The organism is Mycobacterium sp. SM1 (assembly GCF_018361265.1).
GTDB lineage: Bacteria > Actinomycetota > Actinomycetes > Mycobacteriales > Mycobacteriaceae > Mycobacterium.
On the sequence record NZ_JAFLNH010000001.1, the window covers coordinates 995,494 to 1,010,350 of the forward strand.

15 protein-coding genes are annotated in these 14,857 nt (G+C 68.1%); 5 read left to right on the forward strand and 10 right to left on the reverse strand.

Features of this window, described 5'->3' with window-relative positions:
• Both pstA and MSM1_RS04640 read left to right on the forward strand, forming a co-directional pair.
• Nucleotides 1-918, forward strand: coding sequence for a phosphate ABC transporter permease PstA (gene pstA / locus MSM1_RS04635; RefSeq protein ID WP_213440408.1), 918 nt, complete (start codon nucleotides 1-3; stop codon nucleotides 916-918).
• A gap of 208 nt (nucleotides 919-1,126) precedes the next feature.
• Entirely contained in the window at nucleotides 1,127-2,368 is a 1,242-nt protein-coding gene (locus MSM1_RS04640; protein ID WP_213440409.1) for an SLC13 family permease, read from the forward strand.
• A 9-nt stretch (nucleotides 2,369-2,377) separates the two neighbouring features.
• Here MSM1_RS04640 and MSM1_RS04645 read toward each other — a convergent pair whose 3' ends face one another.
• The 6 genes from MSM1_RS04645 to carD all read right to left on the reverse strand — a co-directional run bounded on the left by MSM1_RS04645 (nucleotide 2,378) and on the right by carD (nucleotide 7,498).
• Entirely contained in the window at nucleotides 2,378-3,349 is a 972-nt protein-coding gene (locus tag MSM1_RS04645) for a glycerophosphodiester phosphodiesterase family protein (protein ID WP_236055375.1), read from the reverse strand.
• Nucleotides 3,350-3,413: 64 nt separating this feature from the next.
• A complete protein-coding gene (gene rlmB / locus MSM1_RS04650; RefSeq protein WP_213440410.1) occupies nucleotides 3,414-4,349 on the reverse strand; it encodes a 23S rRNA (guanosine(2251)-2'-O)-methyltransferase RlmB in 936 nt (311 codons plus the stop codon).
• Entirely contained in the window at nucleotides 4,339-5,751 is a 1,413-nt protein-coding gene (gene cysS / locus MSM1_RS04655) for a cysteine--tRNA ligase (protein WP_213440411.1), read from the reverse strand. Before cysS ends, rlmB begins: the two co-directional genes overlap by 11 nt.
• An 80-nt stretch (nucleotides 5,752-5,831) precedes the next feature.
• Nucleotides 5,832-6,308 carry a 2-C-methyl-D-erythritol 2,4-cyclodiphosphate synthase gene (gene ispF, locus MSM1_RS04660; protein WP_213440412.1) on the reverse strand — a complete coding sequence of 159 codons (477 nt, stop codon included), beginning with the start codon at nucleotides 6,306-6,308 and terminating at the stop codon, nucleotides 5,832-5,834.
• Entirely contained in the window at nucleotides 6,305-6,994 is a 690-nt protein-coding gene (ispD, locus tag MSM1_RS04665) for a 2-C-methyl-D-erythritol 4-phosphate cytidylyltransferase (protein ID WP_213440413.1), read from the reverse strand. Before ispD ends, ispF begins: the two co-directional genes overlap by 4 nt.
• A 15-nt stretch (nucleotides 6,995-7,009) precedes the next feature.
• Complete coding sequence (carD, locus tag MSM1_RS04670) at nucleotides 7,010-7,498, reverse strand: RNA polymerase-binding transcription factor CarD (RefSeq protein ID WP_213440414.1); 489 nt, start codon at nucleotides 7,496-7,498, stop codon at nucleotides 7,010-7,012.
• 317 nt (nucleotides 7,499-7,815) lie between these two features.
• Between carD and MSM1_RS04675 the strand changes: the two genes are divergently transcribed.
• On the forward strand, nucleotides 7,816-8,394 hold the full coding sequence (locus tag MSM1_RS04675) for a hypothetical protein (RefSeq protein WP_213440415.1): 579 nt from the start codon (nucleotides 7,816-7,818) through the stop codon (nucleotides 8,392-8,394).
• Nucleotides 8,395-8,433: 39 nt separating this feature from the next.
• On the opposite strand, the gene MSM1_RS04680 is transcribed toward MSM1_RS04675, so the two are convergent.
• Nucleotides 8,434-9,834: an IS110 family transposase gene (locus MSM1_RS04680; protein ID WP_213441426.1), complete on the reverse strand. Its 1,401-nt coding sequence runs from the start codon at nucleotides 9,832-9,834 to the stop codon at nucleotides 8,434-8,436.
• Nucleotides 9,835-10,095: 261 nt separating this feature from the next.
• Between MSM1_RS04680 and radA the strand changes: the two genes are divergently transcribed.
• Nucleotides 10,096-11,526, forward strand: coding sequence for a DNA repair protein RadA (gene radA, locus MSM1_RS04685; protein ID WP_213440416.1), 1,431 nt, complete (start codon nucleotides 10,096-10,098; stop codon nucleotides 11,524-11,526).
• A gap of 49 nt (nucleotides 11,527-11,575) precedes the next feature.
• On the opposite strand, the gene MSM1_RS04690 is transcribed toward radA, so the two are convergent.
• Together MSM1_RS04690 and MSM1_RS04695 are read right to left on the reverse strand one after the other, a co-directional pair.
• Nucleotides 11,576-12,370 carry a hypothetical protein gene (locus MSM1_RS04690; protein WP_213441429.1) on the reverse strand — a complete coding sequence of 265 codons (795 nt, stop codon included), beginning with the start codon at nucleotides 12,368-12,370 and terminating at the stop codon, nucleotides 11,576-11,578.
• 162 nt (nucleotides 12,371-12,532) lie between these two features.
• Complete coding sequence (locus tag MSM1_RS04695) at nucleotides 12,533-13,162, reverse strand: carbonic anhydrase (protein ID WP_213440417.1); 630 nt, start codon at nucleotides 13,160-13,162, stop codon at nucleotides 12,533-12,535.
• On the opposite strand from MSM1_RS04695, the gene MSM1_RS04700 reads away from it, so the two are divergent.
• Nucleotides 13,161-14,063: an A/G-specific adenine glycosylase gene (locus MSM1_RS04700; protein ID WP_213440418.1), complete on the forward strand. Its 903-nt coding sequence runs from the start codon at nucleotides 13,161-13,163 to the stop codon at nucleotides 14,061-14,063. The two genes, MSM1_RS04695 and MSM1_RS04700, sit on opposite strands and share 2 nt — an antisense overlap.
• Here the strand turns inward: MSM1_RS04700 and MSM1_RS04705 are convergent.
• The gene (locus MSM1_RS04705; RefSeq protein WP_213440419.1) at nucleotides 14,060-14,818 is read right to left on the reverse strand and encodes an alpha/beta fold hydrolase; all 759 of its coding nucleotides are present in this window, start codon (nucleotides 14,816-14,818) and stop codon (nucleotides 14,060-14,062) included. The two genes, MSM1_RS04700 and MSM1_RS04705, sit on opposite strands and share 4 nt — an antisense overlap.
• Nucleotides 14,819-14,857: the final 39 nt, after the last annotated feature.

Sequence of the window (14,857 nt, forward strand, 5' to 3'; positions counted from 1 at the left end):
ATGAGCGAAACCGGGGCGCTACTATCCCTCGGGGTGCTGCGACCGCCGACGCTGGCCGCCCGGCGCCGGTCGATCGCTACCCGGCGCAAGATCGTCAACACGCTGTTCTGGGCCGCATGCTTCGGCTGTCTGGTGGTGGTGGTCGGCCCGACCTTGTGGATGCTCATCGGCGTCGTGGCCCGTGCTGTGCCGGTGTTTCACTGGAGCGTCCTGATCGAAAACACCCAGGGCAATGGGGGCGGTCTGCGCAACGCCATCGTCGGCACCGCGGTCCTGGGTCTGGGGGTCATGCTGGTGGGCGGCACCGTGAGCGTGCTGACCGGCATCTATTTGTCCGAATTCGCCACCGGCCGCACGCGGTCGGTGCTGCGCGGCGCCTACGAGGTGCTCTCCGGCATCCCGTCCATTGTGCTCGGCTACGTCGGCTATTTGGCTCTGGTGGTGTATTTCGGCTGGGGGTTTTCCCTGGCGGCCGGGGTGCTGACGCTGTCGGTGATGATCATTCCGTATATCGCCAAGGCCACCGAGGCATCGCTGGGTCAGGTGCCGACCTCGTATCGGGAAGGGGCGGAGGCACTCGGGCTGCCGGTCGGCTGGACGCTGCGCAGAATCGTGCTGAAGTCGGCAATGCCCGGAATCGTCACCGGCATGCTGGTGGCGGTCGCGATCGCGATCGGTGAGACGGCACCGCTGCTGTACACGGCGGGCTGGTCGGACTCCGCGCCCACCGGGAAGCTCACCGGCTCGCCGGTGGGCTATCTGACCTACCCGATCTGGACCTTCTACAACATGCCGTGGAAGTCAGCCCTCGACCTGTCCTACGATGCCGCCTTGCTGTTGATCCTCTTCGTGCTGGTGCTGATCATCATCGGGCGGGTGGTCAGTTGGTACGCGCGACGGCAGACGGAATCTTCTTAGGCAGCCACATCAGGTTAGACAGCAGCATCGGGGCTCGATTGCCCGATTCTGCCCCACGCTGCCGGCGAGATGGTGGCAGGCGCGCGTCTTACCGAACGCACCCGATAAGCGGGGCGCGTCCATGCGCATCCCGGGAGAGCTGGCCGCTTCGGACACTACCGCGCCGCGGCTGCCGATACGGCGCGCCGAGGATCCCTGGGGCTGAGCATTGACACTGACCGTTGCGCTGTTGCTTCTTGGTGTCGTCCTGGCATTCGCGGTCGCACGCCCCCGGGGCTGGCCGGAGGCCTGCGCGGCGGTGCCCGCGGCGCTGGTCCTGATCCTCATCGGCGCGGTCCCCCTGCCCGAGGCGGCCGCCGAGGCGGCCCGGCTGCTGCGGGTAATCGCCTTTCTAGGAGCGGTGCTGGTGCTGGCCAAAATGTGCGACGAAGAAGGCCTGTTCGAGGCGGCCGGCGCGGCGATGGCACGGGCGCGCGCCGGATCGGGTCAGCTGTTGCGTCGGGTGTTCGTCATCGCGGCCACCATTACCGCTGTGCTCAGCTTGGACGCCACCGTGGTCCTGCTGACCCCGGTGATACTGGTCACTGTCCGCCGGCTGCGGGCACCGGTGCGCCCGCACGCCTATGCCAGCGCACACTTGGCCAACGCCGCCTCGCTGCTGCTGCCGGTGTCGAATCTGACCAACCTGCTGGCCTTTCACCGAACGCAGCTGCCGTTCACGAAGTTCACGCTGGTGATGACGCTGCCCTGGCTGGCCGCCGTCACAACCGTCTACGTGGTCTTCCGCTGGTTTTTCGCCCGGGACCTGCGCGTGGCACCCGCGCAGCGGCGGACCGGGCCCGCGCCGCGACCGCCGGTATTCGTTGTGGTGGTGGTGGCGCTGACACTGGCCGGCCTCGCGGGCGCCGAGGCAATTGGCGTCGCTCCCGTATGGGCGGCGCTCGGGGGCGCCGCGATCTTGGCCGTCCGCAGCCTCGGCCATCGGCGCACCTCGGTCGTGGCGATCGTGCACGCGGTGAACCTGCCGTTTCTGGTGTTCGTGCTGGCGCTGGGGGTTGTCGTGCGGGCGGCCACGCGCAACGGGCTGGGCACCGGCATGGGCGCGATACTGCCCACCGGCTCCGGGTTGCCCGCGTTGCTCGGTATCGCGGCGATGGCCGCCGTGCTCGCCAACATCGTCAACAACCTGCCGGCAACGCTGGTGTTGCTGCCGCTGGTGGCGGGAAGCGGCCCCGCGGCGATCCTGGCGGTACTGATCGGGGTGAACATCGGCCCCAACCTGACCTATACCGGCTCGCTGTCCAACCTGCTGTGGCGCCGCGTGCTGCGCCGGCATAACGTGCGAAGCGGCGTTGGCGAGTACACCCGGCTCGGCCTGTGCACTGTGCCCGCGGCCCTGGCGGCGGCGGTGCTGGCACTGTGGGCCAGTGTGCGGGTCCTGGGCATCTAAAGCCCCCCGCTACTTTGGGTGATACGCCTGCGGCAACGGCATCCCGTCACGGGCCATCAGGCTGCGCAGCAACGCGGGATAGTCGGTGATAATGCCGTCCGCACCCGCGGCGATCTGCGCGCGCATGGTATCCGCGTCGTTGATCGTCCATGGAATCACTTTGAGGCCCAAGGCATGTGCCCTATCAACAAATGGCTTGTCGGCTACCAGGGTGAAGCCCGGATCCCGGGTCGTCTGACCGTATGGCACCGAGTACCCGGGCGAGAGAATATTCGCGCCGACCATCATTGCCCCGAGAATCGGATCACCGACGACAGCCGGATCGATCCCGCCCAGCCACGGCGAATCCGGTGCCCACGTCGTCTCATTCCACAGGGCTGCCACGGGAATCGACGGCTGCACCTGATGCACCATCGGCAGCACTCGCCAGTCGAAGCTTTCGATTTCAACGCAATCGGCTTTGCCTGCGGACCTGGCCGCGGCAATGATCGTGTCGACGAATTCCCGGGGGTCTGCCGATGCAGCTGGGTGCTCGGCGTCCACCTTGGCTTCGATGTCGTAGCGCACCTTCGCCCGATACGAGTCGGCGAGCGCAAAGACTTCCGGCAACGTCGCTATCTTGGTGCCCCACACCACTTCAGCGCGGGGAAATTCGCCGGCCGGCTTGCCGCAGTCAAGGGTGCGCAGCTGCGCGACGGTGAGATTGCGCACGAGCTTCCCCACGTAGGGATATTGCGGGTCACCGGCGAGCACGGGCGCGGTGTCGGCGCACTTTTGCGGCAAGATCCTCTGATCGTGCCACACCAGAGGCTGGCCGTCTCTGGTGATCACGACGTCGAATTCCAGTGTGCTCACCCCAAGTTCGAGTGACTTGGCGAAGGCTCTCAACGACTCCCCGGTCGCCTCGCCTTGACCACCCTGGTGGGCCACCAGATCGAATACCGCCGGCGCCGCCCCCGCCGGTGGCCCCGGTAGCCCCAATACCTCCGGGAGCCATGCGACGACCACCACCGCGAACCGCAAAGCTCGAAGGCGCACCCGCACCTCAACGCCTACGCTGACGGGCGATTTCGGCGAGCACCACCCCCGCGGCCACCGCAGCGTTCAGCGATTCGGCGGGTCCGGACATCGGGATCGAGACCACGGCGTCGCAGTTTTGGCGGACCAGCCGTGATAGCCCCTTGCCTTCCGAGCCGACGACGACCACCAGCGGATCGGTGCCGTCGAGGTCATCCAGGGGTGTCTCGCCTGCCGCGTCCAGCCCGACCACCCGCAGCCCGCGATCCGCCCAGTCCTTCAGCGTTCGCGTGAGGTTGGTGGCCCGCGCCACCGGAACCCGGGCGGCCGCGCCGGCGCTGCTGCGCCACGCCACTGCCGTCACCGACGCCGAGCGTCGCTGCGGAATCAGCACGCCATGGCCGGCGAACGCCGCCACCGACCGCACGATCGCCCCGAGGTTGCGCGGATCGGAGATGTTGTCCAATGCGACCAGCAGCGCCGGCGGCGAGTCGATGGCGGCGGCGAGCAGATCGTCCGGATGGGCATAGCGGTACGGCAGCACCTGGAGCGCGATGCCCTGATGGCGCCCATTGCCGGCGATCCGGTCCAAGTCGGTGCGCGGCACCTCGAGGATAGCGAGACGTAAATCTGCTGCCCGCTTGACGGATTCGGAGAGGCGTTCGTCGGATTCGGTGCCCAGGGCAACGTATAACGCGGTAGCAGGGACCCCGGCGCGCAGGCATTCCAGCACCGGATTGCGCCCCAGCACCGTCTCGGTGTCCTCCCCGCGTTTGACCGGGCGGCGCGGCTGCTGTTGTTGGCCGGCGCGCCGCGCCGCGGGGTGGTACGGGCGCAGCTGCGCCGGCGGTGTGGGGCCGCGGCCCTTCAGGGCGCGCCGGCGCTGTCCACCCGAGCCGACGGTCGGACCCTTCTTGGTGCCGGGTTTGCGCACCGCCCCCCGCCGTCGCGAGTTACCGGCCATCGCCTCTGGTGCCCAGCGACCACTGCGGCCCGTCGGCGGTGTCGGTGACCTCGATGCCGGCCTTTTTGAGGCGGTCGCGGATTTCATCGGCCAGCGCCCAATCACGTTGCGCACGAGCCTTTTCTCGTCGCTGCAGCTCGGCCTGCACCAGCACCTCCAGGGCGGCCAGCGCGGCCGTCGCCTCGCCGTGGGACTCCCACCGCTCGTCGAGCGGGTCGCACCCCAGGATGGCCATCATCGCCCGGATAGTTCCGGCGATCTCCAGGGCGCCCTCGTGGTCGCCGGCGTCAAGTGCCCGGTTGCCCTCGGCGCGAGCGTGATGTACCTCGGCCAGCGCCGCCGGCACCGCCAGGTCGTCGTCGAGCGCTGCGGCGAAACGCGGGGTCCACCGACCCGGAGCGACGGCGCCGACGCGGCTGCGCACCCGGTGCAAGAAATCCTCGATGCCCGCGTAGGCCTTGACCGCGTCCTGCAGCGCCGTCTCGGAGAATTCCAGCATCGAACGGTAATGAGCGCTGCCCAGGTAATAGCGCAGTTCGGCGGGCCGCACGCGCCGCAAGACCGCTGGTATGGCAAGCACGTTTCCCAGCGACTTGCTCATCTTCTCCCCACCCATGGTGACCCAGCCGTTATGCAGCCAGTAGCGGGCGAACCCGTCGCCGGCCGCCCGGCTTTGCGCGATTTCGTTTTCATGGTGGGGGAACACTAAATCCATTCCACCGCAATGGATATCGAACTCCGGGCCGAGGTAGGCGCGGGCCATCGCCGAGCATTCCAAATGCCAGCCAGGACGTCCGCGGCCCCACGGCGTGGGCCACGACGGCTCCCCGGGCTTGGCGGCCTTCCACAGGGTGAAGTCACGCTGGTCGCGCTTGCCGCTCGCCACTCCCTCCCCCTGGTGGACGTCATCGATCCGATGGCCGGACAGCCGACCATACTCGGGATAGCTCAGCACGTCGAAGTACACGTCACCGTTGCCGGTGTAGGCGTGCCCGGTGCGGATCAACCGTTCGATCAGCTCGACCATTTGCGTGATGTGACCGGTGGCCCGCGGCTCGGCCGACGGCGGCAACACGCCCAGCGCGTCATAGGCGGCGGTGAACTCGCGCTCGTAGGTGGCCGCCCATTCCCACCATGGGCGTCCCGCCGCGGCGGCTTTGCTGAGGATCTTGTCGTCGATATCGGTCACGTTGCGGATGAACGCGACGTCGTTGCCGCGCGCCATCAGCCAGCGGCGCAAAATGTCGAAGGCCACCGCGCTACGCACGTGACCGATATGCGGCAGGCCCTGCACGGTGGCGCCGCACAGGTAGATCGAGACGTGCCCGGCCCGCAGCGGAATGAAATCACGCACGGTGCCGGTCGCCGTATCGTGTAGCCGCAGGCCGGCCCGATTGGTCACGACCTGCCAGCTTACCGGCTAACTCAGATTGCCCCGGCGCTGTGCGGATTACTAACCCGGGTCACCCGGTTCAGCGCGGATTACTCGCGGATTACTAAGGCCGTCGCGATTGCGGCCAGGCCTTCGCCACGCCCGGTCAGCCCCAGCCCGTCGGTGGTGGTAGCCGACACCGAGACCGGCGCGCCCAGCAGGTCCGAGAGCACATCCTGCGCCTCGGCCCGGCGCGGAGCGATTTTCGGGCGATTGCCGATCACCTGCACTACCGCGTTGCCGACGCGATAGCCGTGCCGGGCAATCAACTCGGTGACATGGCGCAGCATCTCGGCGCCGCTGACACCGGTCCAGCGCGGGTCATCGACGCCGAACACCTCGCCGATATCACCCAGCCCGGCGGCCGACAACACCGCGTCGCACAACGCGTGCGCGGCGACGTCACCGTCGGAGTGCCCGGCACAGCCGTGGCCGTCGGGAAACAGCAGGCCCAACAGCCGGCATGGCCGTCCCGGCTCGATCGGATGCACATCGATGCCCAAACCGACGCGGGGTAACGGGTTCACTGGCTTAAGATCGCCCGGGCGAGCAACAAATCCAGTTTGGTCGTGATCTTGAATGCCAGCGGGTCTCCCGCGACGACGTGAACTTCGCCGCCCACCCGCTCGACCAAAGTCGCGTCGTCGGTGAAATCGGCCCCACCAGCACTGTGGTAGGCCCGCAATAGCAGCTCGGTGGTGAATCCCTGGGGCGTTTGCACCGCACGCAAGCCCGCCCGCTCGGGCGTGTCCAGCACCACCCCGGAGGCGTCCACGGCCTTGATGGTGTCACTAACCGGCAGCGCGGGCACCACCGCCGGATGGCCTGCCCGCAACGCGGCAACCACGCGTGCGATCAACCCGGGTGGCGTCAGCGCCCGTGCGGCGTCGTGGACCAGCACGAATTCCGGGAGTGCCGCTCCGGAGAACTCTGTCAGTGCCGCCAACGCCAGGCTCACAGATTTGCGGCGGCTGTCCCCGCCGGCCACGACGGTGGCGTGCTGCCCGAGAATCGACTCGGCCTGACCGATGCGGTCGGCCGGCACCGCCGCGACGACCCGGCCCACCCCCGCCGCCAGCAGGCCGGCAACCGCCCGTTCGAGCAGGGTTTGCCCGTCCAGCGAAAGGAACGCTTTCGGCACTGCGGCGGCGAGCCGCTGACCCGTGCCCGCGGCCGGCACCACCGCGACAACCGCGGGGGCTCCCCCGACCACTCCAGCCCCAGGGCTTCAGGACGCCGCGGCCAGAACCTCGTCGAGAATGGTCTCTGCCTTGGCGTCGTCGGTGCTTTCGGCCAGCGCCAACTCGCCCACCAGGATCTGCCGGGCCTTAGCCAGCATGCGCTTCTCACCGGCGGACAGGCCGCGCTCCTGTTCCCGCCGCCACAGGTCACGCACCACCTCTGCCACCTTGTTGACGTCACCGGAGGCAAGCTTCTCCAGGTTGGCCTTGTAGCGACGCGACCAGTTGGTGGGCTCCTCGGTGTGCGGAGCGCGCAGCACCTGGAACACCTTGTCGAGGCCCTCCTGCCCGACCACGTCGCGAACACCGACGTACTCGGCGTTCTCGGCGGGCACTCGAACCGTGAGGTCTCCCTGCGCCACCTTCAAGACGAGGTATTCTTTTTGCTCCCCTTTGATGGTTCGGGTTTCAATCGCCTCGATCAACGCGGCACCGTGGTGTGGATAGACGACGGTGTCTCCGACCTTGAAAATCATCTGATTCGAGCCCCTTTCGTTACTTCATGCTAACACGTGGCCCCGACCCGCGGGCAACAACGGTGCAGGTCAGGGGCACCGCCTGGAAACAATTAGGGGAAAGTGGGGGTTGACAAGAGAGCAATTTCGTGCAATAGGCCAGCGGGCCAGCGACAAGTCGAGGGCCTCTCCCAGGGCGGTTGCGCTGGTCTTACGCCCTCGGCTACGGTCGCTAAGACCCTAGCTACTACAGTGGATAGTCGAATCCGCCGCACTCGCGATGGTGGCCGGCTTGCGGTCGTCCCAGTCGAGTCACGAGGCCCAGCAGGAGGCATCGAGTGAACCCTTTCGGCAGCCGCCTCTCGACCGGTGTCAGCGCGGTGGCCACGGGCCTGATCGCGATCGTCTTGGCCGGCGCGCTGTCGGGATGCAGCTCCGGTCAAATAGCCCAGACCGCGACCGTCGAGTCCGCAGTTAACGGCGCCAAGCTCAACGTCAACAACGTGGCGCTGCGTGATGTTCGCATCCAGGCCGTGCAGACCGGTGACTTCCTGCCACCCGGTCAAGCCGTCGACCTGGCGCTGGTGGCCGTCAACCGGTCACCCGATGTCGCCGACCGGCTGGTGCGCATCACCTCCGAGATCGGCGCGGTGGCCCTCACCGGAGATACCCGCCTGCCCGCTAGCGGCAAGCTGCTCGTCGGCGCCACCGCAAGCCAGAACGTGCGGGCGTTGCGCACGGTGGAACCGGCGAACGCGGCGAGGGCAACGGTGGTGCTGGCCAAGCCGATCACCAACGGGCTGACCTACAACTTCACCTTCGAGTTCGAAAATGCAGGGCGCGCAAGCTTAATGGTGCCGATCTCGGCACCGGCGACGGCACCGCAGGTGCGGGCACTGGCTTTCGCCCAGCTTTAGCCCCGGCTAACCATCCCTGAGTTGAGTTCCTAACTGAAGTCAAGCCACTTGGGGGTTCGTAGGCTTGCGTTTAGCGGGCTGGGATGTTAGAGCGCGTGGCGACTCCTGTGACTCCTGGCCCGCCTTTTTGCGGCGCTGGCGCATGAGTTTGTGGCGGACGTGGTCGCGGCGGCGGGGATCGAGTTGGTAGCGCTCTTTGACGATGGCTCGGCCTTCCGATTCGGTGATCGCGGTGCCATCGACGTCGCGCAGTTGGTAGGGCTGCCCGTTGCGCATGCAGGTGGCGATGCGGGTGATCAGCATGGTGGCCAGGTGGCAGATCGCCGAGTCGTGGTGGCGGTCCCCGGCCATTAGACGGTGGTACTTCGCGGCAAATTGGGGATCGACTTTGCGCGCCTGATCGGCTGCGGTGTAAAGCATTTCGCGTAGCAGCGGGTCGCCGGCCTTGGTGATCGACGACTCGGTCTTGACCACCCCCGATTGGCTGACTTTCGGGACCACTCCGGTGTAGGCGCGGATCGCCGCGAGCGAGGTGAACCGGCGCGGATCACCGATCCGGCCGGCGATGACCGCGCTGATGGTGGCTCCGAGGCCGGGCGCGGACGCGACAATCCCCTGCGGGTCGGCCTGGGCGTAGAGGTTTGCGATCCGTTCGTCGATCTCTTTGATCTGACGGGTCAAAAACAGCGCTTGTTCGGCCTCGTGGGCGATGTCGGCGGCCAGTTCGGCGAAGCTCATCCCATCGGTGCCGTCGACATTCCACAGGGCGAGGGTTTCTTTGGCCGCGACGATCAGGCCGGCGGCATGCTCGTCACGCCAGGCGCCACGGGACCGCGTGGCGAGAAACCTGGCCAGCCTGGCCTGGCCGAGCCGGATCACTGCGTGGGGATTGGCGTAGTGCGCCAGAAACTGCAGCGCGGCGTTGCCGTAGTTCGACCCGAGCACCACATACCAGGACGGTCCCAGCAGCTCGATGAGGGAGTCGAGGCGGGCATAGACCGCGGTGCGGCGCTTGACCATCGTGGAACGCTGCTTGGTGAGCCGCCGCAACGGATCAGCTGGGCCTTGCCCGGTGTAGGGACGCAATCCTTCAGGGTGCAGCAGCGCCAGCCGGGCCAACAGCTTTGAGTCGATCCGGTCGTTCTTGGCGTGCTTGGAGTAGTACTTGCGCAGGTCCGCTGACTGAGTCGTCGGCACCATCACCACCTTCGCGCCGCGCCGGCGAAACCACCCCGCCACCACAATCCAGGCGTTTCTGGTGGGCTCGAGCACCACCGTCAGCTCGCCCGGATCCTCGGCACCCACATCGGCCCACACCCGCTCCAGCTCGTCGGGGCGGGTCAAGAACTTACGGCCCCGCCACACCGTCTTGCCCTCACGGGCCAGCGTCGCCTGATGCGCCGCCCGGAGCGCGACGTCGATCCCCAACGTCAATGCCACTGCACAACCCTCCTGCCACAAGCTCTTCCAGATCACCAGGTGACTGAGCGCCACGGCCACGGTCCAGACATTCTCTAAGCAGGAGTCCACACCACGGGCTGGCTCCAAGTTCCCGAACAACAACACCGCACGACCAGACACCAAAGTCCACGGGAGGCCGCTCAAATCTCAGGGATCACCAAATGTCCCAGTCGGACCCTCGGACCTGCCGGTGGACTCACACCGAGGCTAAATGTCAGACCCACCCGGTACCGTCACGGCGTGGCCAAGACCCGTTCGCAGTACCGCTGCTCGGAGTGCCACCACGTCACCGCCAAGTGGGTGGGCCGTTGCCTGCGGTGCGGCACCTGGGGAACGGTTGGCGAGGTGGCGGTACTCGCCGCAGTCGGCGACACCCGGAGGCATCCACGCAGCACGGTGTCGCGGGCGATTCCGCTCAGTTCCGTGGAGGCGGGTCGCGCCCGCCACCACGCCACCGGTGTCGGTGAGTTCGACCGGGTGCTCGGGGGCGGCCTGGTACCCGGCTCGGTGACGCTGCTGGCGGGTGATCCCGGGGTGGGCAAGTCGACACTGCTGCTCAAGGTCGCCCACCACTGGGCGCAGTCGGGGCGGCGCGCGCTGTATGTATCCGCCGAGGAGGCCGCGGGCCAGATCCGCCTGCGCGCCGACCGGACCCGCTGCGGCCACGACGAGGTCTACCTGGCCACCGAATCCGACCTGCATCTGGTGTTGGAGCACATCACGGCGCTACAGCCGACACTGGTCGTCGTGGACTCGGTGCAAACCCTTTCCACCACCACGGCCGACGGCGTCGCCGGCGGCGTCACCCAGGTGCGCGCTGTCACCACGGCACTGACCAGCGCCGCGAAGGCCACCGGGGTGGCGCTGATCCTCGTCGGGCATGTCACCAAAGACGGGGCGATCGCCGGGCCACGGTCACTGGAGCACCTGGTCGACGTGGTGCTGCACTTCGAGGGCGACCGCAACGGTGCCCTGCGAATGGTCCGTGGGGTCAAAAACCGGTTCGGCGCAGCCGATGAAGTCGGCTGTTTTCTGTTGCGCGACAGTGGCATTGAAGGCGTCGCTGAGACTTCTGGCCTGTTCGTGGAGCAACGGCGCGCACCCGTCGCCGGGACCGCGATCACCGTGGCCCTGGAGGGAAAGCGGCCCCTTGTCGGCGAGGTCCAGGCGTTGCTGGTGGCCCCATCGGGCCAGTCGCCGCGGCGGGCCGTCAGCGGTATAGACCACGCCCGGGCCGCAATGATCGCCGCCGTGCTAGAAAAGCATGCCGGGCTCGCGGTGGCAGCCAACGACATCTACCTGTCCACGGTCGGCGGCATGCGGCTGACCGATCCGTCGGCGGACCTCGCGGTGGCGATCGCATTGGCCTCGGCATACGCCAACCTCCCGGTGCCCGCCGCCGCGGTGATGATCGGTGAGGTGGGGCTGGCCGGCGACCTGCGACAAGTCACCGGAATGGAACACCGGCTCGGCGAAGCCGCTCGCCAAGGGTTCACCACCGCGGTGATACCGCCCGGATACCAGGCCGTGCCGTCGGGGCTCCGCGCGCTGGTGGCGGCCGACATCGTCGCCGCGCTGCAACACCTGCTGGACATCGCCGGCCATCCCGGCAGTCCGCCGGCGCCGCCGCTTCGGCTGACCGCGCCGCCACCTCACGATCCCGACGCATAGCGGAATGACGCCCAGCGGAATGACTCCGCCACCGGCAACCCAATTGCCGTCAGTTCCCGGCGGGGCCGGGCGCCGCCGGGGGTGGCGGAGGCGGCGCCATGGGCGGCGGGGGACCGCCGGCTTCCGCCGGAGGCGGCGGCGGGGGCGCAGCCAGGATGAACGGAACCGGTGCCGAACGCAGATTGCCCAGTTGCACCACCAGGTTGTAGGTGCCGGGGCCGATGGCGGGCCGCGGCAGCGGACAGCCCGGTGCCGACCCCATTCCGGTCCAGGTGACCGCGGTCGTGACTTGCTCGCCCGGGGTAAAAGTCTTCACCAGAGTCTCGTTCGATGGCGCGCAGTCCAGATTGGACCACAGCCGTTTATTGTCCAGGGTGTAGACGTAGGCCGCGAGCACCGCGGCCCCCACATCGCGTTTGCACGCCACCAGGCCGATGTTGGTGACGACCATGGTGAATTTCGGCTGGTCACCCAGGACGTACTGGGGTTGGTTGGTCAAACCCTTGACGGCCAGGGTCGAGTCGGGACAGTCGTCGCCCTCCTTGAGCACCGGGGGCGGTTGCACGGCCCCGGTCGGCGTCGGAGCGGGAGCCGCGCTCTGCGCCGCCGGGGGAACCATCGGAGTCTTGACCTCGGGCTGCGCGGCCGGCGGGGGCGCCTGGGGGGTGGTTGCGGGGCCGGGCTTGGCGGTGTTGGTGGTCTTCGCGCCGGCGCTGCCGTCCAGGAGAGCAACAATGGCGGCGACCACAATCCCGATCACGGCCACCGCGATCGCCAGTGCCAGCCCCCGGCGCCGCCAATAGACCTGTGGCGGTAGCGGGCCACGTGGTTCCAGATCCAGCACGGTCACACCGTAAGCCCAGGTCATACCAATAGCAGCTACCCGGCTCGGCGTGTCGCCGGGTCAGCTGACACCGCCGCAATATCCCTTCGATGGTTCACGACCGCCCCGCCCGGCCGCAAGCGAAAGACCCCCGGGACCGCTCCGCCGCCCCGCGGCGGCCATTCAGCTATGCGGCTCGTCGCCGATCTCGCCGATGCGATCCCGCAGCAGCACCTGGCCCTCGGCGAGACGATAGGTGACACCGGCGATGGCCAGCGTACCCGCCGCCACCCGCTCGGCGATGACGGTGGAGCGCGCCATCAGCAGCGCCAGCGTCTCGCGCACGTGCCGCGCCTCGAACTCGTCGACGCGACTCAGGCCGTCACGGCGGCCCAGCAGGATCGAGGGCGTCACCCGTTCCACGACGTCGCGCACGTACCCGGCCGGCAGGGCACCGCCGTCGAGTGCCGTCAGCGCCGCCTGGACGGCGCCGCAGCCATCATGACCGAGCACGACGATGAGGGGGACGCCGAGCACCGACACCGCGTACTCCACCGAGCCCAGGACCGCGGAGTCGATGACGTGCCCAGCGGTGCGCACCACGAACATGTCGCCCAGGCCTTGATCGAAGATGATCTCCGCGGCCACCCGGCTGTCCGCGCAGCCGAAGATCACGGCAGTGGGTTTCTGCGCGGCGGCCAGGCTGGCCCGATGCTCGGCGCCTTGGCTGGGATGCTTGGGCTTGCCGGCGACGAATCGCTGGTTACCCTCCTTAAGTGCCTTCCATGCGGCCACCGGGTCGACATCGCGCATGGCAGATATTCTGGCCCAACCACCCATGACCATCTCTGCCCGTGAACTGCTCGACTGGTATGGCCGGTCACGGCGCGACCTGCCGTGGCGCGGTCCCGGTGTCGGCGCGTGGCCAATCCTGGTCAGCGAATTCATGCTCCAGCAGACGCCGGTGGCCCGGGTGGTGCCGATCTGGCGCGAATGGGTGGCGCGCTGGCCTACCGCCTCGGCCACCGCCGCGGCCACCCTGGCCGACGTGCTGCGCGCCTGGGGCAAACTGGGTTATCCGATGCGGGCTAAACGGCTGCACCTATGCGCCACCGTGATCGCCCAAGATCACGGCGATGTGGTTCCTGAGGACGTTGACACCCTGCTGAGGCTGCCGGGCGTCGGCAGCTACACCGCGCGTGCGGTGGCCTGTTTCGCTTACCGCAAGCCGGTCCCTGTTGTCGACACCAATGTGCGCCGGGTGCTGGCCCGCGCCGTGCACGGGTGCGCCCAGCCCAGCGCGCCGTCGGCTGCCCGTGACCACGCTGAGGTTGCCGCGCTACTCCCGAACGACCAACGAGCACACCAGTTTTCGGCAGCACTGATGGAGCTGGGCGCCACGGTGTGCACCGCCCGGGCACCAAAGTGCGGGTTGTGCCCACTGAGCACGTGCAGCTGGCGAAACGCCGGGTATCCGCCCGCGGGCGGGCCCGCTCGCCGCGTGCAGCGCTACGCGGGGACCAACCGCCAGATCCGGGGTCGGCTGTTGGATGTGCTGCGCGCCCGGGACTCTCCGGTCACCCGGGCCGAGCTGGATGTCGCATGGCCGAGCGATAGCCACCGGCGCGACCGGGCGCTGGAATCACTGCGGGCCGACGGGCTGGTCACCCAGACGGCCGACGGCCGGTTCGCGCTGGCGGGTGAAGACGGTTAACACGCCGCCAAGAAAGACGCTACCGCCCGCCGATATATCTGCGCCGCCTCGTCGTGAACCAGATGACCCGCTCCAGGGACGTGCAAATAGCTTGCTTGGCAAGAGCTTTCGCGCATCTTACGCATCTGGCCAGGTGGTGTGACGGAGTCACCGGCCTCGATGAGCAGTGCCGGGGACCGCACCTCCTGCCACTGCGCCCAATAGTCGCGAGTACCCCACTCGGCGGCGATCTCGATCCAGCGCTCGACGTGGCCGTGCAGCCGCCAGCCAGTGTCGATGCGATCGAACGATTCCATGAAGTACCGGCCCGCGACCTGGCCGAATAGGGCGAATATCTGTTCAGCGGAGTCGAATTCGACTGGCAGGGCCTGCAGCCACGGCTCCCATGGAGCAGTGCTGCGGCCCCGGAAATCCGGTGCCATATCCTCGATCACCAGCGCTGAGACCAGTTCGGGACGTTCCGCCGCCAGGCACCACGAGTGCAGGGCGCCCATCGAATGCCCGATCAGGACCACGGGTACCCCCAGGGTGGCCACCGCGTCACCCAAGTCGGCCACGAAACGCTCGGTGCTGATCGGGTACGGGCCGGGGACGTCACGGCCCCGGTGCCACGGCGCGTCATAGGTGTGGACGGTGCCCAGCCGGGTCAGCCACGGCAGCTGACGCGACCAGGTGCTGCCGCGCCCCATCAAACCGTGGACCAAGACCAGCGGCGTGCCGCGGCCGCCGCGGCGGCTCAGCAACTCGGTGGCCATGCACCCTATCCTCGCGTGACGTGCGCCGTGGCGCTGTCG

Coding starts and splice junctions, on each gene's coding strand:
- pstA (WP_213440408.1), top strand. CDS start 1: ATGAGCGAAACCGGGGCGCTACTATCCCTCGGGGTGCTGCGACCGCCG.
- rlmB (WP_213440410.1), bottom strand. CDS start 4,349: ATGGCCGGTAACTCGCGACGGCGGGGGGCGGTGCGCAAACCCGGCACC.
- carD (WP_213440414.1), bottom strand. CDS start 7,498: ATGATTTTCAAGGTCGGAGACACCGTCGTCTATCCACACCACGGTGCC.
- MSM1_RS04700 (WP_213440418.1), top strand. CDS start 13,161: ATGGCAGATATTCTGGCCCAACCACCCATGACCATCTCTGCCCGTGAA.
- MSM1_RS04695 (WP_213440417.1), bottom strand. CDS start 13,162: ATGCGCGATGTCGACCCGGTGGCCGCATGGAAGGCACTTAAGGAGGGT.
- MSM1_RS04705 (WP_213440419.1), bottom strand. CDS start 14,818: ATGGCCACCGAGTTGCTGAGCCGCCGCGGCGGCCGCGGCACGCCGCTG.